A 20,204-nucleotide genomic window follows, 5' to 3' on the forward strand; every position below is an offset into this window, starting at 1 on the left:
CTTACAATACTGAACATCATAACAACAGCGGTGATAGAAACCGGCCTTGCTGTGGCTCTCTCTATTCGTCAGGGATTCTTTTGCCTAAAATTTTCGATAACATAGAAAATAAACTGATAGAGGGATTGAACAATACCCTTGAGGTCTCTTATAGAAGCGATTTCTGTGTCGGGTACTTCAATCTAAGAGGCTGGGGTCAAGTCGCCGACCAAATCGACAGCTTTCAAAGTGGTGAAGGGCATTGCTGCAGGCTGCTGGTAGGAATGCAAAAATCCCCTTCCGATATTCTTAGGGAACATTACAGCAAAAATGAAGAACTCCAGATTGATAACAATACTGCCTCTAAAAACAGAAAGAAGCTGGCACAGGAATTTAAAGACCAACTGACAATAGGAATTCCAACCGAAAAGGACGAATTAGGGCTGCGCAAATTATCACGGCAGATTAAGGATAAGAAAGTAGTAGTCAAGCTATTCATGGATTATCCGCTCCATGCCAAGCTCTACCTTCTTTTCCGTGATGACGTTATCGCCCCAATCATAGGCTACATTGGAAGCAGCAACCTCACTCTTGCAGGGCTTTCCAGGCAAGGCGAGTTAAATGTCGATGTCCTTGAGCAGGATGCCGCAGTGAAACTCACCAAGTGGTTCGAGGATAGATGGAATGCAAGATTTTGTATAGATATATCGGACGAGCTGGTTGAAATAATCGATAACTCATGGGCTGCCGACAGGCTCATTGCACCTTACCATATATATCTGAAAATCGCATATCACCTTTCCCGTGAAGCCCGTACCGGTCTAACAGAATTCAAGATTCCTATACTTCTTCAAGACAAACTCCACAACTTTCAGCAAAAAGCGGTTTCCATTGCTGCCCACTACCTGTACAAGCGTAACGGAGTATTAATCGGCGATGTCGTTGGCTTAGGGAAAACTCTTACGGCAACCGCTATAGCAAAGATATTCGAAGAGGACTTTTACTTTGAAACGCTGATCATATGTCCAAAGAATCTTGTAGATATGTGGGAGGGTTACGCCCATAATTACCAACTCAGAGCCAAAGTTCTCTCCATAACCGAGGTACAATCGAAGCTGCAAAATTTTCGAAGGTTTCGTCTGATAATCATTGACGAGAGCCATAACCTCAGAAACAGAGAAGGCAGGCGTTACCGTGCCATACATGAGTATATCAAGGATAACGAGAGTAAGGTAATCCTTCTGTCCGCAACGCCATACAACAAGACCTACCTTGACCTTTCGAGTCAGCTGCGCCTGTTCATCGATGAGGAAAGCGACCTTGGCGTAAGTCCTGAGAAATATATTGCTCAGATTGGAGGCAAAGTCCAATTTATGGCAAAACATCAATGCTCCATTACTACCCTTCCCGCGTTTGAAAAAAGTGAGCATGCCGATGACTGGCGTCAACTGATGCGGCTCTATATGGTTCGCCGTCCAAGGAGTTTTATAAAACAGAACTATGCCGGGACAGACCCACAAAGCGGCAGGAAATATCTTCAATTCGCAGACGGGAAGCGCTCGTACTTTTCAGACAGGATTCCACTGAAAGTTGAATATCCGTTCGACCCTAAAGATAAAAATGACCAGTACGCGAGATTATACTCAGAATATGTCGTCCTAATCATCAACAATCTCAAACTGCCAAGATACGGCCTCGGCAATTACCTGAATGACAAGACAACGCTAAAGGTTGAGAAAGATGAACAGCGGATTCAGGATAATCTCTCCCGCGCCGGTAGAAGGCTTATGGGTTTCTGCCGGACGAATCTGTTCAAGAGGTTAGAGAGCAGTGGATACTCTTTTTTTCTGTCTTTAGCCAGACATGTACTGCGTAATTTCATACACGTCTATGCGCTCGACAAAGGACTGGCAATCCCTATCGGTCAAAATGAGGTAAATCTCCTTGATGAATACTTGAGCGACGCCGATATTGAAGGTTTACCAGACGCCGGTTCTATCAAAATACCTACTGATGAAAACGAATATTACGCTCAGGCTGAAAAGGTCTATAAGCTGATGAGTTCTGATGAAAAAAAGTTTGACTGGATACGCTGCGGCTTCTTTAGTAAAGACCTTAAATCAGATTTGATACACGATTGCCGGGAGATAATCAAAATCATCATGCTTATAAGGGAATGGGTTCCAACTCAGGACAGACAGTTAAACGCACTGTATGACTTATGCGCCAAAAAACACGCCAGTGAAAAACTGCTCATCTTTACCCAGTTTGCCGATACCGCCCGATATTTAAGCAGCGAATTAAGGAGCCGCGGCGTTACAGCCCTTGAATGCGTAACAGGCGGCAGCGGCAATCCAACTGAGTTTGCCCACCGTTTCAGTCCAGAGAGTAACGAAAAGAAAGAAATCATCGGCTCTCCCATTGAGATTAGGGTTCTTATAACAACCGATGTCCTCAGCGAAGGACAAAACCTGCAAGACGCGCATATTATCGTCAACTATGACCTGCCGTGGGCGATTATCAGGCTTATCCAAAGGGCAGGCCGCGTAGACAGAATCGGTCAGAAGTCCAAGAAGATTCTCTGTTATTCGTTCCTTCCCGAAGATGGAATCGAGCATATCATACATCTAAGGGGCAAACTAAAACAACGTATAACGGACAATGCCGAGGTTGTCGGGGCGGATGAGGTCTTCTTCGAGGGCGACCCCGTCATTATCCATGATTTTTATAACGAGAGGCATGGAATGCTGGATGATGATGAGGATACCGAAGTGGATTTGGCGTCCTATGCCTATCAGATTTGGAAAAACGCCACAGACGCAGACCCATCGCTGAAAAAGACGATACCAGATATGCCCAATGTCGTATATGGAACAAAAGTGTTGAGCCGCGCCGAATCCGATAAGAAATCTGCCGCTCATCACAAGGAAGGCGTTGTCGTTTATATGAGAACCGCCGATGACAATGACGTGATGGCATGGGTAGATAAAGACGGCGGTATTGTAACGCAATCCCAACTGGCGATATTAAAGGCCGCAGAGTGTCAGGCCAATACCCCTGCTCTTGCGAAAATAGAGAGCCATCACAAACTTGTCGAACAGGGAGTTGATCATATCAAGAAAGTCGAGAAGGATATTGGCGGGCAGCTTGGGAAGAAGTCAGGCGCTCGTTACAGGGCATACATGCGGCTCAGTCGTTATTACGAAGAATATAAAGGTACGCTTTTCGTAAACGAACCCATAAAACGGTCAATAGACGATATGTACAAATATCCATTGAGGGAATTCGCAAAAGACACCATAAACAGGCAGCTCAAGACCGGCATTTCGGACGAAGACCTCGCTGACCTTGTCGTATCCCTAAGAGAAGATGACAAACTCTGTAATTCTGCCGAAGATGAGCATACAAACAAAGAGCCGCAAATTATCTGTTCTATGGGGCTAAGGGCAGAGGGAATAATATGTCCATAAGCAGGGAAACCTTCAACAAGCTGATTAAAGAATTCCAGTTTGCAAGGCTTTTCAATGAGCTTGGGTGGGACAATTTTCCCAAGAAACGTGAAGAACGTGAAATAGATGGTTATAAGTTTGCTCTTGAGGCCGCAGCCGAAAAGAGGGATTTTCCTGTTTTTGTCTGTTCGCCGATAAGCGGCACAACATGTCCCCCATACAATATACGCAAAAAAATAGACAACCTAGTTACGAAAGATTATTTCGAACACCTGATAATCTACTGCGATTCCACAAAGACTCGTCAGGTTTGGCAGCTTGTCATCAGGGAGCACGGCAGGCCTGTGGTCATGCGGGAGCGGCATTTTTATTCACATCAGGAGCCGGAGCAGCTCTTTCAGACACTTAAAGGACTGTTCTTTTCCTTAGACGATGAGGATAAAATCGGCATCGTTGACGTTATGTCAAGGGTACGGGAAGGCTTCAATACCAACGCCGAAAGAGTTACCAAGAAGTTTTACGACCAGTTCAAGAAGGAACACGCGGCCTTCCGTGAATTCATAAAAGGCATTGGCGAGGTAGTTGACAAAGACTGGTACTCATCCCTGATGTTAAACCGATTGATGTTTATATATTTTATCCAGAAAAAGGGCTTCCTAAATGACGATAGAAACTACCTCGGAAACAAGCTGACCGCCACTCAGGAAAAAAAAGGCAAGGACAAGTTCTACTCTTTCTACCGCAATTTCCTGCTCGTTCTTTTCCATAAAGGCTTAGGCTCAAGCAGCCGAACGCCTGAGTTGACCAAGGAGATTGGCAAAGTCCCCTATCTCAACGGCGGTCTGTTCGACGTTCATCAAATAGAAATAAACTATGAGAACATAGAGATAGCGGATGAGGCGTTCGAGAAGATATTCAAATTCTTTGATCAGTACGAATGGCATCTCGACACCCGTGTTACGTCATCAGGGAAGGATATTAATCCCGATGTCATCGGCTATATCTTTGAAAAGTACATCAATGACAGGGCATCGATGGGCGCGTACTATACTAAAGAGGACATAACAGATTATATAAGCAAGAACTGCATAATCCCGTTTATATTCGATGAGGTAAGGCGTAACTATTCAAAAGGGCTTGCCTCAAATTCGGCTGTCTGGAGACTGCTCCATGATTCACATGATACATATATCTATGACGCCGTCAAGCACGGCATAAATAATCCTCTTCCAGATGAGATAGCCGCCGGGCTTGATACCACGAAGCCGAATCTTATTGAGCGCAGAAAACTATGGAACAAGCCTGCCCCGTCCGGATATGCCCTGCCGACTGAGATATGGCGTGAGGTTGTCGAACGAAGGAAGCGGTACAAAGAAATTATCGGCAAGATTGCGGCTAAAGAGATACATGAGATAAACGATTTCATTACATATAACCTGAACATCCGTCAATTCGCCCAGGATGTAATAGAGAACACGGACGACCCTGAACTGCTCAAATATTTCTACAAGGCAATTTCAAACATCACGGTGCTTGACCCCACCTGCGGCTCCGGGGCCTTTCTGTTTGCCGCGCTCAATGTACTTGAGCCGTTGTATGAGGCGTGTATCCAGCGCATGGAGGGTTTCAGAGAGGGGCACAAGGGTAAATACAAGGATGTGTTTGATGAACTTGAGAAGCACCCAAACCGCCAGTATTTTATCTACAAGTCCATAATCCTCAGAAATCTCTATGGCGTGGACATAATGAAAGAGGCCGTAGAGACGGCGAAGCTCAGACTGTTTCTGAAGCTCGCGGCCACCGTCGAAATTGATGATAAAAAACCAAACTTCGGACTTGAACCCCTGCCCGATATAGACTTTAATATCCGCGCTGGGAATACACTTGTTGGATTTGCAGCACTCAAGGATGTAGAGAAGGCAGTCGAGGGACATCTGCTCAATTCCACGCTGCTTAAGAAGGAAATTGAGGACATTAAGGAACAGGCAGAGACCATCAAACTTGCTTTCGAGAGGTTTAAGGATTCCCAACTGGTTACTGACAGCCCATCCTCAAGCGGAGCAAAACAGGACTTAGAGGCAAGGCTCAAGAGGCTTAATGATAAACTCGACGAATATCAGGCACAACTTTATGGAAAAGACACGGGGAATAAGGACGATTTAAAACATTGGAAGGACACCCATCAGCCCTTTCACTGGTTTGCGGAATTTTACGAAATAGTCCATGAAAAAGGTGGGTTCGATGTGATTATAGGGAATCCGCCGTATGTGGAGTATTCTAAGGTCAAAACATTGTACAAAATAAGAAACTATACAACTGAAACATGCGGAAATCTCTATGCTTATGTTATTGAATTGGGGAATGGCATAATTCAACAACATGGCAAATGTGGTATGATTGTTCAGCTTCCCATTGTATGCACTGATAGAATGATTTCCGTACAACAACTTTTGCTAAGAAACAATAAATTTATTTGGTTTTCAACGTATGATGACAGACCAGCAAGGCTTTTTGATGGACTTGAACATATTAGGACAACCATATTTATTACGTGTTGCGGGAAAAACAATAAAGAGATATATTCCACAAATTATATGCGATGGTATTCAGAAACAAGAGAATATTTGTTTAACTCGATTTGTTATAATGAAGTAACGAACTTCATTGCTGACGGCTATATTCCGAAAATCGGCTCATCTATCGCAAAAAATACTCGTAGATTACTTAATAATTATGCTATATCTGTAATGCATTTTCAAAATAAGGAACGGTACTGTATTTATTTTCATAATTCTCCCCAATATTGGATTCGAGCAATGGATTTTAAACCTTATTTCTGGAATGAAAGAAATGGTGAGCAATTATCCGTTCAGGTAAAGAGTTTATGTTTATATACCATGAAAGACGCATCAGTTTTTGCAGCCATGATGAATAGCTCATTATTCTACTGGTGGTTTATCATTCATTCTGATTGCCGTCATCTAAACATGCGTGAGATAGATCATTACCCCTCAAGTCTCGATAAAATGAATGAGAATATTAAGGATAAAATAAGTACTCTTAATGCGATGCTGATGAACGATTTGTCGAAACACTCAAATAGAAAGGAATGCACTTACAAGACAACAGGGCGAGTTGCTTATGATGAATATTTCCCCAGATATTCCAAGCCAATCATCGACGAAATCGACAAGGCACTGGCGAAGCATTACGGCTTTACCGACGAGGAGCTTGACTTCATCATCAACTATGACATTAAATACCGCATGGGTATCGAAGAGGATGGCACAGAGTAGATGTTAAACGCGGAGGACGCGTAATATGACAGAAAACAACAATCTACCAGCAAAAACCGAGTTTCTGATATATCAGACCAGTGATGGGCGTGTGCGCATAGAAACGCGCTTACAGCAGGAGACCGTCTGGTTGAATCAAAAACAGATGGCGGAGCTTTTTCAGACGTCAGTGCCCAATATCAATATACACGTCAAAAATATCTTTAAAGAACAGGAGCTTATGCCTGATTCAGTTATTAAGGAATTCTTAATAACTGCCGATGACGGGAAGAACTATCGCACGAAATACTATAATCTCGACTTGATTATCTCTGTAGGCTATCGTATAAAATCCCATGTTGCCACTCACTTTCGCCAATGGGCAACTCAGCGGCTGCGCGAATATATCATCAAGGGTTTTACGATGGACGATGAACGGCTCAAACAGTCGGGCGGAGGCAGCTACTTCGATGAGTTGCTCGCCCGTATCAGGGATATTCGCTCCTCTGAGAAGGTATTTTGGCGCAAAGTGCTTGACATCTACTCTACAAGTATAGACTATGACCCCAAAACCGATGTTTCAAAGAAGTTTTTCATGGTTATACAGAATAAAATGCACTGGGCAGCCCACGGACATACGGCGGCAGAGGTGATTTATAACAGGGCGGATGCCGCTCAACCGCACATGGGCATGACAAACTGGCCCGGCGAATCATTAAAAAAAATGGACGTCGAAGTTGCCAAGAATTACCTGAATCAGGCGGAACTCGATATACTGAACCGAATTGTCTCCATGTATCTGGATTTTGCAGAATTGCAGGCACTTAACCGAAAGCCCATGACCATGCGGGACTGGATTACTAAACTCGACGAATTTATGAAGCTTACAGGACGTGACATTCTAACCCATGCCGGATGTATCAGCCATGATAAGGCTCTTGAGAAAGCCCACGAAGAATATAATAAATACCGTCAAGAAATTATGAATGAACCATCCACGGTTGAGGAACACTTTATAGAGGCTGAACAAGAACTAAAGCAGCTCGAATCCAAACGCGGGCGAAAGCGCAAAGATTGTTAGAACAACTGGAGGTATTGTGCTATGGGCAAGAAGGAACTGCTCGTGAGAGAGCTTGAACAGATGCCGGAGACTTACATTGACGAGGTGCTGGATTTCGTCCATTTCCTCAAGGCAAAGATTACCAGAGAGGGTATAGCTATAGCCTCGGCAAGCGAATCATCGCTTGGTAAGGACTGGTTACGCCCTGAAGAGGAAGAGGCATGGCGAAGTTTGTAAAGGGCGATGTCGTGGTAGTGCCATTCCCATTTTCAGACTTAACACAGTCAAAGCGCCATCCAGCACTTGTGATTGCCGGAGTCAACGAGGACGATTTGATTCTCTGCCAGATAACAAGCCAGACCGTAAGGGACAACTACGCAGTACCTTTAAACTACGCTGACTTCGTGAGCGGCGGCTTGAAGCAAATGAGCAACATCCGCCCAAACAGAATATTCACCGCCGACAGCCATATCGTACTCTACAAGGCAGGCGCGCTCAATGTCGGGAAAACCGCTGAGGTTGTCAACGCGGTGGTAAACATTATCAAATCCTAAGTCGATGATTTATCAAAACACACTTGGCAACAGAGAAATTTTGAATCATCACAAAATAGCATTCCTCTGTTCGCGGCGATGTCCCTCAGTCGTAATTTTGAAAACATACGACTGGGCTATTGAACAAAGGGACAAAGGCAACTGCGTTATGTCGGGCTTTCATTCTGTAATAGAGAAGGATGTCTTCCACTATCTCCTGAAAGGCTCACAGCCAATGATAATGGTACTGGCGCGCGGGATGATAAAGCTTATCAAACCTGAAATTCAAAATGCACTGGACAACGGGCGGCTGCTCATTATTTCACCCTTTAATGATTCGGTAACGCGTCCCACATCAGATACCGCAGCCACAAGAAACCGCATCATGGCAGATATTGCGGACGAAATCATGGTTGCTCATGCTGAACATGAAGGGAAGCTCGAAAAGCTCATCAAGGAAATCGCCTTAACCGGCAAGAAAATACGAATATTAGGGAATTCGGAATAACTATGTATCCATAATAGAATAAATGATCACATTAGACAACGGCAAAAACGTAAAATTTAAAGAGGTCATCAAGCAGCACATTAATGAAATATGTCCACAATATCGTTGTCCGTAAAGGACAGGTTGCGGCCACTACCTCCGCTGTGCTATGATAGCTGGGATGATGGAAGCTGATAAGCGTTTAAAAGTGGCCGGGGAGCTTGACCCCTCTGCTAATCTTATGCAGATGGCGGCTGAGTCTGAGTTTTCTCGCCATATCCATTCTCTCTTTAAGACCCTCAGGCCGCAGCGGTTAGTCGAAACCGGTACATACTGCGGCGTTGGCTCAACTACTGTCATAGCCTCAGCGCTGCAGGAGTGCCGGATTACCGGTCATAAGTTCTACTCTATCGAAGTCAACCCCTTGCATCACAACACGGCCTTTGAAAATCTCACCAATAACGGCCTGATTAACTATGTAACTCTCGTCAACGGCCTCTCACTGCCGCGTGAATACCTGCCGCCTATAGACGAGATTGAAGAGAAGTTCGTGAAAAATGTAGAATTCACAGATGTCTTTATCGACCATCCTGAAAATGTACGCGCCCAAAATTACTTCAGCGAGGTATCATTTGACGGCGTACCTGATGACCTGCTTGGCGTTTTTCTAAAGGAATTCGACTACCGGCCAGACTTTGTCATGCTTGATAGTGCCGGGCATCTTGGCACAATTGAGTTTCACTACGTACTATCGCTCATCAAAGGGCCATGCGTCATAGCGCTTGACGATATTTACCATGTTAAGCACTATAAGAATTTTATTGACGTGCAGAGCGACCCCCGTTTTGAAATCATTGCCAGCTCTAAAGAGAAATTCGGATTTTGCACGCTGAGATATACGCCTTAAACAACCGCCCTCGTTGATGAAAATTCATGTAACATTCTCTGGACTTGCAGCCGGTAACATTGGTGATGAGGCCATGATGCAAGGGTTCTTATCGCTTCACCCCCTGCCGGACGGCACAACCATTGAGGTCTGGGACGCCGCGTCTGAGGCCATTTCTCAACTGCCCCCTTCGTACAGGTATATTAATTACGCCGACACTGACGCCTGTAACACCGCCTCTCTTGCGGCAGATTATGTGCTGATTGTCGGGGCTACGATAGTGACGGAGATGCACGGGCTTGAGTGGCCTTTACGTATACTTGGCAGCAAGTACGCCCTCTGCCACGCACGCGGAGTTCCCATTCACGCCGTCGGCATCGGCGTAGACAGGCTCCACTCAGCGGGGGCCATTCAATTATTCAACACCGGGTTTCTGCCATTTGACTCATGGACAGTGCGGGCAGCTCAAAGCAGGAAACATCTCCTTGCAATCGGTGTAGAACCAGGACGCTGCCTTGCGGCGGCAGATTTGGCATGGCTTACACCAACGCACGGTGTTGATACGCAGTGGGCAGCCGATTATCTCTCATCGCTTGGAGTAAAAGACGGCGTCCCCGTTCTTGGCGTCAACATTGTCAACGAAAACTGGAAGGACAACGACACAATTAAGACAGAGACCGCCGCTGCTCTGGACTGGGCAGCCGGTGAGCTAAACTGGCAGATAGCGTTTTTTTGCAACGAGACCAGAGAGGGCGAGTTTTTTGACAAAGAGGCCGCCCTCAAAACGGCGTCATTCATGAAGCACCGGTCAATTATAGTGCCAAACACATACTTTACGCCGGAGCAGATGACAGCCCTGCTTTCGTGCTGCAAGTTAACTATATCGTGGCGCTATCATTTTACCGTTTTCAGCGCACTGGCTGGGGCGCTTGCCCTGCCTGTCATCAGAGGCGGCAAATTAGCAGAACTCGCCAGTGAACTCAACGGCCTGAATCTTGGGACGCCGGAGGCGCTCACATCCAAAAAAATCATCGAATCCATAACTTACGCCGCCGACAATGAGGATAATTTCAGGGCTCTGAAATACAGACAGGACACCTCAGTTGACGCCCTGCGCCAAAGGAGCATGTTTAATAGTTATTTCATCAATAAACTAAGCCCGGGAAACGTCCGGCTAAAGACAGACTCGCTTGTGCCAGCGACGCTTGAGCTGACCCGCTACAAGGAGACCCTTGTCAGCCCCCTGTTGGCTGAGAATGAAGCCGAATATATCGTAACTGTCATAATATCCTCGTACATGTCTGAGGAGTTTATCGCTGAGTGTCTGGGCGGCCTCAGAGAGCAGTCGATTTGGCGCTCTATCGAGGTAATCGTAATAGACGCCGCATCACCACAAAATGAACAAGGAATTGTCACAGGGTTTCAAAAGGATAACCCAAACCTTACATACGTGAAAACGGCTGAGAAAATCAGCATCTACGCCGCGTGGAACATAGGGCTTAGACTTGCCAGAGGCCGGTACGTCACAGTCTTAAGCACAAATGACAGGCTTGCCGCCGATGCCCTTGAACTCATGGCACGCACTCTGGACAGCCGCCCCGATATTGCCCTTGTATACGGGGATTCATATATGACAGAGACACCGCACGAGAGCTTTGAGCGCCACACGGGCGCCCCCTCGATGGTATGGCCAGAGTATGACTACGAGGACTTGTTAAAGCACTGCCGCATCGGGCCGCACCCCATGTGGCGGAAATCAGTGTCTGACCGGATAGGACAATTCGATGAGACATATACCGCAAACGGCGACCAGGAGTACTGGCTTCGCATGGGCGAGCGCTTCGAGTTCCTTCACATCCCCAAATTCACCGGACTCTATTGGCATAACCCGCAGTCTCTTTCACAAAGCGGCGGCATACAGGAGACCCACAGGGCACACTCGCTGTATCAGAAGCGTTATATAAATAATCTGAGGCATACGGTCACCGGTTCAGACCGTCCCCTGTATATCTGGGGCACTGAGCGCCCTGCCCTGATTACAAATCACATGCTTGTGAATCTCGGCGTCCCTGTAAGCGGTTTTATCAGCGGCACCTCTGAGTCTACGTTTGCAACAGCACCCGTATTTAAGTTCGACAACATAATCACCCGCCCAGCCACCCACCGGCCATTTATCGTAATCGCAGCCGAAGGCGGATATAAATCACTGCTTAAGGCAGCCGGTTACATTGAGCGCAAGGACTTTTGGACAAATATCTACGAGTTAAGCTGGGTTTGGGACCTGCATAATCCAATTTGAGCTATATACTAATAAACACTATTAGTTATATAATCATTTGCGGAACAATTTATAACTTCAGGAGGACATATGTGGCAGTGTCAGGCGGCTAATTGCGGCTATCTGTACAATCCGGCAAAGGGCGACAAAAAAAGCAAAATTCCACCCGGTACACAATTTGAGGATTTGCCGGAGGACTGGAAGTGCCCGCTTTGCGGTGTAGGCAAAAAACACTTTAAACACGTAGAATCTTAAAAAAGAAGCAAATCTATGTATTTCAAATGGAAAGGTACTCTTTCGATATAAATGAGAGAGTACAACATGATGGCACTCAAGTGGGCGTCGGTTCTTTCCACCGGCACCATGCGTTTCAGCACGGAGCTAGACAGCTTACTATCCTAAGTAAATCAACAACTTCCCCAACAACCTCATCCACAGTTATTTGCGTCAGGCATTTAACTGAAGCACATGGCGGCGTGTATCCAAATTTGGTGCAGGGGCTGCAAGGCAGGTGTTTATTAATAACCCTGTGCGATTTCCCCTGCGGCGCCCATTTCTTTTCGATGCCGGAGCCAAAGAGCGATACCGTTGGTGTGCCCAGGGCATATGCGATGTGCATAATGCCGCTGTCAGCGCATACCAGCGCACTTACCGACTTGAGAAGCGGGGCAGTGTCTTTTAACGATGTAGTGCCGGTGAAATCCACTGCCCCTGTGCAATAGTCCTTTATCGTTACGGCGTCTGATTTATCAGCCTGTGAGCCGATTATTACGATATTAAATCCAAGCTCAGATAACCTCTGCGCAGTAAGCCCGAAGTTATCTCCACCCCAGCTCCGCTCTTTGACGGAGGCCCCGGGGGCTATTGCTATAGTCTTCCCTGTTTTGAAGATTTCAATATGTCCAGAATCAATAAAGGCCCCGCCGGATATAAACACATCAGGCACACCGTCAAAAGGCTTGACGCCGATGAGCGGTGCAATCAGATTAAAAAAACTCTTCCCCTCGTAGTCGTCGTGGCTGTAGGGAATCATATGCGTAAACAGCCCGCCTCTTTCGTTGGTGTTAAAGCCAACACGCACGCGTGCACGTGTGAGATAGGCAATTACTGCCGAGAGCCTGTGCCACTGTTCGGTATCGACAACGGCATCATATGAGTTTCTCAGGCATTTGATAAGCCCAATGCCTCTGTCGTACAGATAGATTCGGTTAATATCCCCTGATAACTGAAAAATCCCGTGATTTCTCTTCTCACAGAGGATGTCTATTTGTGCGCCCGGACACAACTCCCTGATTTGCTCACTTATTTTCTTTAGGGCAGGAAGCAGCAAGACCGCATCCCCTATCCCGCCGGGGCGAATGACGAGGATTTTTCCTAACGTACCGTGAGAAAGAGATTCACGCCCGATAAGCCTTAGTATTGATACTATTATTGATGACAGGGCGCTGCCGACAACCCGGTCAACGGCCTTCAAAAACCTGATTTTATTCATGCGGCGTATTATACCAGAAATCATTGACTAAGAAGCCATATTTATGGTAATGTTTATTCATAACAAGCGTTACGAAGGGGCGTGGGTTTTGTTTGAACTCATGTGATAATTCTCTCATCTACTAAACAATAGTTTGTTAAGGAGGATGTAATGTCATATCAAAAAAGGATTCAACTGCCGCGCAAATCGCAGTACAAATTTATGACGGCAGGGTCATTTGCCACAGTATTACTGACTGCGCTATTAACACTGTTAATAGCAGCAGGGTTGGAAGCCGCCACAATTACAGAGTATGACACGCCGCTTACGTCGTCGAGTACTCCTATTGGCATAACAAAGGGGCCGGATGGCAATGTCTGGTTTGTGGAATACTATGGTAACAAGGTCGGTAAGATTACTCCATCGGGCGTCATTACAGAGTATACCCTGCCTATGGCCAACAGCACCCCTATGGGGATAACAACCGGGCCGGACGGTAATCTCTGGTTTACTGAAAACGACGGCAACAATATAGGCAAGATTACTACGGCAGGCGTTATTACAGAATACCCGCTCCCTTCAAAGTTTCACAGAGCTACCTCTATCACATCTGGGCCGGACGGTAATCTCTGGTTCACCGCCCCAGGACTTGGCAAGATTGGTAAGATCACCACAGCGGGCGTTGTCACTGTGTATTCACTGCCTGTTTCAACAAGCTGGCCTAACGATATAACCACCGGGCCGGACGGTAATCTCTGGTTTACCGAAAGACAAAACAGCAAGATAGGAAAGATTACCACGGCAGGCGTTATCACCGAGTATGCTATCCCTGCAACGCTTGCTTATCCAAATGGTATCACAGTCGGGGCAGATAACAATCTCTGGTTTGCTGATTATCAGAACAACGCCATATGGAAGTTAACGACGTCAGGTGTTTTCACAAAATACAGCTTACCTAATGCTGGGTATCTTAGTATGCCCCAGGGTATTGCCTTAGGGCCGGACGGTAACCTGTGGTTTGCTGAGAGAGACAGTAACAAGATAGGAAAGATTACAACCACAGGGACAGTTACAGAATACACAATCCCTACACTAAATAGCGAACCCATGGGTATCACAGCCGGGGCAGACGGCAACATCTGGTTTACTGAAAAGAAGAGCAACAAGATAGGCAAGATTATCACGGCAAGCGCTACTGAAAAGACAGGGGATACAACGGCAGTCATTTTTGCTGAATATCCCGTAACTAACTCAGGGGGCGCGCCATATGCTATTGCCAAAGGGCCGGACGGCAACACATGGTTTGTCCAGACAAATGGTAATAAAATAGGTAAAATCTCATCAGCCGGTGCTATTACAGAATATACCATACCCTCGTCTGAGACCTTCCCCTGGGGTATAGCGCTCGGGCCGGATGGTAATCTCTGGTTTACTGAATCAGATGTTGCCCAAATAGGGAAGATTACACCAACAGGGGTTATTACTGAATATCCTATACCCGGCGTAGTACATGACTCAACGTCACAGATTTGGCCTAACGGTATCACAGCAGGGCCGGACGGTAATATGTGGTTTACTGAATCAGGGGCAAGCAGGATAGGAAAGATTACTCCTACAGGGGTTATTACAGAATATAACCTGCCCACAACCGGTCTCTGGCCTAATGGCATCACGTTAGGGCCGGATGGTAATCTCTGGTTTACTGAATCCTATGGCAACAAGATAGGCAAGATTACCCCCACAGGCACCGTTACCGAGTTTTCTAGTACGAAATCAGGCAACATTGACGACTATCAAATTGCAGCAGGCAGCTACCCTACCGGGATAACCCTGGGGCCGGACGGCAATCTCTGGTTTACCGAGATGGCCGCCAACAAGATAGGTAAAATGACCACTTCAGGCATCATTACAGAGTATGATTTGCCTCAGGGGGGGTATCCCTGGGGGATAACAGCCGGGCCGGACGGCAATCTCTGGTTTGTTGAAAGCGGCGGCGACAATACTCAGCCAGGCGGTAATAACATTGGAAGGATAACCACGGCGGGCGTTATTACAGAGTATCCCATACCCACTGCACAAAGCTGGCCGACTAATATAGCGCTGGGGCCGGACAATAACCTCTGGTTTACGGAATATGGAACAAACAAGATAGGGAAGCTAGTCATTGGAACGGCAAAACCAACGACGACGACAGTCAGCTCCTCACTTAGTCCATCAACATACGGTCAATCGGTTACGCTGACCGCCAAAGTAACCGGCACATCCCCAACCGGTACAGTTACATTCAAGTACGATTGGAAGAAGATTGGTACCGCTACACTCGACGCAAACGGGCAGGCAGCATTTACCACCACCACACTGGCAACCGGCGACCACTTTGTCTCGGCAATCTACGGCGGGGATGCGGTAAATGACGCCTCAACCTCACCAAACATTGTTCAAACAGTCAACTCAGGGCAAACTGGAACTATTACAGTCAGCAAAACCGGACAAGGTACGGTAATAAGCTATCAAACGGGAATAAACTGCGGCTCTACGTGTTCGGCAGGTTTTACTGACGGCACATATGTAATATTAACAGCAACCCCTGCCTCGGGCTATGACGTATCGGGCTGGTCAGGGTGTGACTATTCCCAGCTTGGCATATGCGGCGTATTAGTATCGTCCTCAAAGGGAGACAGACCTGTCACTGCCGCATTTACTAATACAGACTATCAGTACGCCGCAGCGTATATTAACTATTACGGGGCACTGTACTCTACGTTTTTTGGTTCAGCGTCAGGAGATATTACATCAGGCACCGACACAAGCGGCACATACTACGTCCAGTGGTACACAAACGGGACTGCCCTGTTAGCATGGCCGAACGGTTACCTGTACTTTTACTACAGCGGGGCGTGGTATTCCCTCGGCGTACAGTGGCGCACCGACCTGAGCAAGGCCTCAGCCGCGATAAACTCATTTTATCTTACCAACTATACATTTTTCAGTTATCCAACGGGCAGCATAACATCGGGCACAGACGTAAGTGGCATGTACTTCATTCAGTGGTACTACAACGGTACCGCCATTTTAGCCATGAGCGACGGCAAACTCTACTATTACTACAGCGGCGCATGGTACAGCGCCTCAATCACCTGGAAATAACAGACTTAGAGCGGTGGAGACAGACCTATGTTCAGGGCCTGTCTTCCACTGCCCCCTACCATTACATTTGACACACTATCCCCACCTACAAGGTTTAACAGTATCAAGGAAAATACTATTTCTCTATCCGTCCACCCCTGATTGCCGCTGCATAAGCATGGCTCACAAAAAAACAATCCTCTGGAATTGTCTCAATCCCTTCTGAATGAGGTCTTCTTTGTTACTGTATCCATGTAGAGAAGACATAATCGTGCTAGATGTCTCAATCCCTTCTGAATGAGGTCTTCTTTGTTACTGCTAGATTATGTCTCTACATGGGCCCGCAGTCTCAATCCCTTCTGAATGAGGTCTTCTTTGTTACAATCGCCGACAATAACGGAGTGTATTATCCCAAAAGTCTCAATCCCTTCTGAATGAGGTCTTCTTTGTTACACTAACTACGCCCGCAGAGAGATTTCTGCGGGTGAGTCTCAATCCCTTCTGAATGAGGTCTTCTTTGTTACATACGCCCACGCGGGGTATGAGTTTGCCCGAGGCGTCTCAATCCCTTCTGAATGAGGTCTTCTTTGTTACCGCAAGTCGAGAGCATATAAACAAAGAGACAGGTCTCAATCCCTTCTGAATGAGGTCTTCTTTGTTACGGAGGCAGAAGTTTGTATATCCCAAGATTTTCTTACGTCTCAATCCCTTCTGAATGAGGTCTTCTTTGTTACAGTGTGATGCTTGCAAAGAGATGACACACCGTGAGTCTCAATCCCTTCTGAATGAGGTCTTCTTTGTTACTCAGATGCGTTATGGGTTGGTTAGGAGGTTGCCGGTCTCAATCCCTTCTGAATGAGGTCTTCTTTGTTACGCCGTCAATAAGTCTTACATACTAGAGGGGGTAGGTCTCAATCCCTTCTGAATGAGGTCTTCTTTGTTACGGAAATATGAAATTGAAAGAGGAAGAGTCATGGGTCTCAATCCCTTCTGAATGAGGTCTTCTTTGTTACGAGTAATGGGCTCTGAATGTGCCGCAGGTATCTACTGTCTCAATCCCTTCTGAATGAGGTCTTCTTTGTTACAATAAGTCTTACATAATAGAGGGGGTAGGTAGAATGTCTCAATCCCTTCTGAATGAGGTCTTCTTTGTTACAAAAAAACATGACAGAATACTGTGACATCTGCTGTCTCAATCCCTTCTGAATGAGGTCTTCTTTGTTACGACGGGGGGAGTATGAAACTAAGGATAGAAATCATGTCTCAATCCCTTCTGAATGAGGTCTTCTTTGTTACATACGATACTACATCGTCGTAGAGGATACAATACGTCTCAATCCCTTCTGAATGAGGTCTTCTTTGTTACACAGCCACGGCATTAGTAATAGGCTGGAGGCTGAGTCTCAATCCCTTCTGAATGAGGTCTTCTTTGTTACGGACGGGGGATGTATGAAGTTAAAAGAGGGAGAGGTCTCAATCCCTTCTGAATGAGGTCTTCTTTGTTACTAAAACACCCCCGCATTAGTGGGGGCGGAACATACGTCTCAATCCCTTCTGAATGAGGTCTTCTTTGTTACGCCAACCGGGAGTATATCCGGTTGGGGGTGGGGTCTCAATCCCTTCTGAATGAGGTCTTCTTTGTTACGGAAGTATGAAGTTAAAAGACGGAGAGTCTTGGTGGTCTCAATCCCTTCTGAATGAGGTCTTCTTTGTTACAGTCACAGGGAAGCACATCCATGTGACTAAAATGTCTCAATCCCTTCTGAATGAGGTCTTCTTTGTTACTAAAAGAGGGGGAGAAAGCCTGCATAGTAGCCGTCTCAATCCCTTCTGAATGAGGTCTTCTTTGTTACATTATAAAAAAGTACTAAAAGGCTTTGGCTTCCATGTCTCAATCCCTTCTGAATGAGGTCTTCTTTGTTACAGAGGATATGGTGAGTTATGAGCAAGAGTACATTTGGTCTCAATCCCTTCTGAATGAGGTCTTCTTTGTTACTTACTGAGGATAAGCGTAATCCTTTTACTTGTAAGTCTCAATCCCTTCTGAATGAGGTCTTCTTTGTTACGGTAGGCAGCATCACTACGCTGCCCCTGCCTGAGGTCTCAATCCCTTCTGAATGAGGTCTTCTTTGTTACTAAAACGCCCGCGCATTAGCGGGGACGGAGGATGGTCTCAATCCCTTCTGAATGAGGTCTTCTTTGTTACACGCCAACAAGGAGTACATCAGGTGGGGGGTGGGCAGTCTCAATCCCTTCTGAATGAGGTCTTCTTTGTTACCCTGCCTGAGTAACCGCATTAGTGGGGGTGAGACACACGTCTCAATCCCTTCTGAATGAGGTCTTCTTTGTTACTGTAGCCCTGCCTAAACAGCAACACACCCCCGCAGTCTCAATCCCTTCTGAATGAGGTCTTCTTTGTTACGCCTGAGTAACCGCATTAGTGGGGGTGTGTCTCACGTCTCAATCCCTTCTGAATGAGGTCTTCTTTGTTACGGATGTATGACGTTAAAGGCGGGAGAGAAAGCCGTCTCAATCCCTTCTGAATGAGGTCTTCTTTGTTACCAACGGGCGGGAAGATGAATGGTATAATGAATGGTCTCAATCCCTTCTGAATGAGGTCTTCTTTGTTACACCACCCATATTTTATATTCTATAATATCAACAACTTACAGGTATAGTTGTACACTGATAGCCCTTTACAATAAGTTAGTGATATTTTACCTTCTATTCCACCTTCAAAGACCTATTAAAAAGTTACGAACGCATGTTGTTAACCAAAAGGCCAACATTAAATAAACCTCAACATATCCAAATCACTCAATTATAACATATTTCCCCAATCCAAAACTTGTACCTTTTCCTATATGCAGCACCTCACCCGCCGTTATTATTGAGAGAAAAGGCTCTATTTTCCCTCTGTATGTTATTGTGTCTTTGAGTCCGCCCATTTTCATACGTATTCCTTGCCTGCTTGAGTACCTTTCCCAATCATGCCACTTTGAAGTATTTTCTGCTATTTTAACCTCTTTTGCTTTGTCTATTATTTCATTGTGTTTCCACAGCGATTCTTTCTCATTGCAATGAAAGTAATAAAGCATATGCAGCCTGCGCATTAATGTCTTAACTAAAATATGAAAATCAAGTTTAACCACAAAATCTCTATTGTCAAGAATTCTGGCATGAGTTATAAATCTCAATTTAATATCTTCTTCAGAGACATTTTCAAAGTTAAATATCTCTGAAATAATTAACTCTTTCGGCAAGCCAGGATTTATTTGCCTATCGTCAATATCGTAAACTGTTTTATCTCCATCTTTAACGTTGATTAATCTGTACTTGCCTCTGCCCCTGCCAAGACCAATTGTGCCAAGTTCGATAAATGCTAAAATAAAATACGGTAAATAATTTATTGCTTTGCCTACTAGTATTAAATTAAAACAGAGCCTTTCTGATGTATTAAACACCCTGCCACTATCGTCGGGTGGCTCTATAATAAATGGATGTGGGACTTGTTCGTACTTGCCCATATTCATAATAGCTGTCCTATTCTTTGGATACGTCTCAAATATATATTAATCAGTGCATAAGTAAGTGGACATAACTATGCCGCATATTGTAATTTGCGATGCATAAAAAAACTGCGAATTATGTGTGGCAATT

12 protein-coding genes and 1 CRISPR repeat array are annotated in these 20,204 nt (G+C 45.7%); of the genes, 10 read left to right on the forward strand and 2 right to left on the reverse strand.

What is annotated here, in order from left to right; genetic code table 11:
* The first annotated feature begins 80 nt into the window (after positions 1–80).
* The 9 genes from ASN18_RS02895 (at position 81) to ASN18_RS02935 (ending at position 12,202) form a co-directional block, all read left to right on the forward strand.
* Entirely contained in the window at positions 81–3,449 is a 3,369-nt protein-coding gene (locus tag ASN18_RS02895; protein ID WP_085051116.1) for a helicase-related protein, read from the forward strand.
* Entirely contained in the window at positions 3,440–6,724 is a 3,285-nt protein-coding gene (locus tag ASN18_RS02900) for an Eco57I restriction-modification methylase domain-containing protein (RefSeq protein WP_085051104.1), read from the forward strand. The genes ASN18_RS02895 and ASN18_RS02900 overlap by 10 nt, the downstream gene beginning before the upstream one ends.
* A gap of 25 nt (positions 6,725–6,749) precedes the next feature.
* On the forward strand, positions 6,750–7,784 hold the full coding sequence (locus ASN18_RS02905) for a virulence RhuM family protein (protein ID WP_085051105.1): 1,035 nt from the start codon (positions 6,750–6,752) through the stop codon (positions 7,782–7,784).
* 21 nt (positions 7,785–7,805) lie between these two features.
* Positions 7,806–8,000 carry a DUF2281 domain-containing protein gene (locus tag ASN18_RS02910; RefSeq protein WP_085051106.1) on the forward strand — a complete coding sequence of 65 codons (195 nt, stop codon included), beginning with the start codon at positions 7,806–7,808 and terminating at the stop codon, positions 7,998–8,000.
* Positions 7,985–8,317, forward strand: a complete 333-nt coding sequence (locus ASN18_RS02915; protein WP_085051107.1) for a type II toxin-antitoxin system PemK/MazF family toxin — start codon at positions 7,985–7,987, stop codon at positions 8,315–8,317. Before ASN18_RS02910 ends, ASN18_RS02915 begins: the two co-directional genes overlap by 16 nt.
* Before the next feature lie 4 nt (positions 8,318–8,321).
* Complete coding sequence (locus ASN18_RS02920) at positions 8,322–8,804, forward strand: DNA-processing protein DprA (protein WP_085051108.1); 483 nt, start codon at positions 8,322–8,324, stop codon at positions 8,802–8,804.
* Between the two features lie 160 nt (positions 8,805–8,964).
* Entirely contained in the window at positions 8,965–9,690 is a 726-nt protein-coding gene (locus ASN18_RS02925; RefSeq protein WP_157072805.1) for a class I SAM-dependent methyltransferase, read from the forward strand.
* A 16-nt stretch (positions 9,691–9,706) separates the two neighbouring features.
* On the forward strand, positions 9,707–11,968 hold the full coding sequence (locus ASN18_RS02930; protein ID WP_085051110.1) for a glycosyltransferase: 2,262 nt from the start codon (positions 9,707–9,709) through the stop codon (positions 11,966–11,968).
* Between the two features lie 69 nt (positions 11,969–12,037).
* A complete protein-coding gene (locus ASN18_RS02935) occupies positions 12,038–12,202 on the forward strand; it encodes a rubredoxin (RefSeq protein ID WP_085051111.1) in 165 nt (54 codons plus the stop codon).
* A 115-nt stretch (positions 12,203–12,317) separates the two neighbouring features.
* Here ASN18_RS02935 and ASN18_RS02940 read toward each other — a convergent pair whose 3' ends face one another.
* Entirely contained in the window at positions 12,318–13,439 is a 1,122-nt protein-coding gene (locus tag ASN18_RS02940; RefSeq protein WP_236861468.1) for a glycosyltransferase family 9 protein, read from the reverse strand.
* A gap of 150 nt (positions 13,440–13,589) precedes the next feature.
* Here ASN18_RS02940 and ASN18_RS02945 point away from each other — a divergent pair, with 150 nt between their 5' ends.
* Entirely contained in the window at positions 13,590–16,565 is a 2,976-nt protein-coding gene (locus tag ASN18_RS02945; RefSeq protein ID WP_085051113.1) for a virginiamycin B lyase family protein, read from the forward strand.
* 188 nt (positions 16,566–16,753) lie between these two features.
* A CRISPR array of direct repeats spans positions 16,754–19,175; the repeat unit is 36 nt; unit sequence GTCTCAATCCCTTCTGAATGAGGTCTTCTTTGTTAC.
* 182 nt (positions 19,176–19,357) lie between these two features.
* Here ASN18_RS02945 and cas6 read toward each other — a convergent pair.
* A complete protein-coding gene (cas6, locus tag ASN18_RS02950; RefSeq protein ID WP_492207999.1) occupies positions 19,358–20,113 on the reverse strand; it encodes a CRISPR system precrRNA processing endoribonuclease RAMP protein Cas6 in 756 nt (251 codons plus the stop codon).
* Positions 20,114–20,204: the final 91 nt, after the last annotated feature.

It is taken from the genome of Candidatus Magnetominusculus xianensis, from assembly GCA_001541255.1.
Lineage (GTDB): Bacteria > Nitrospirota > Thermodesulfovibrionia > Thermodesulfovibrionales > Magnetobacteriaceae > Magnetominusculus > Magnetominusculus xianensis.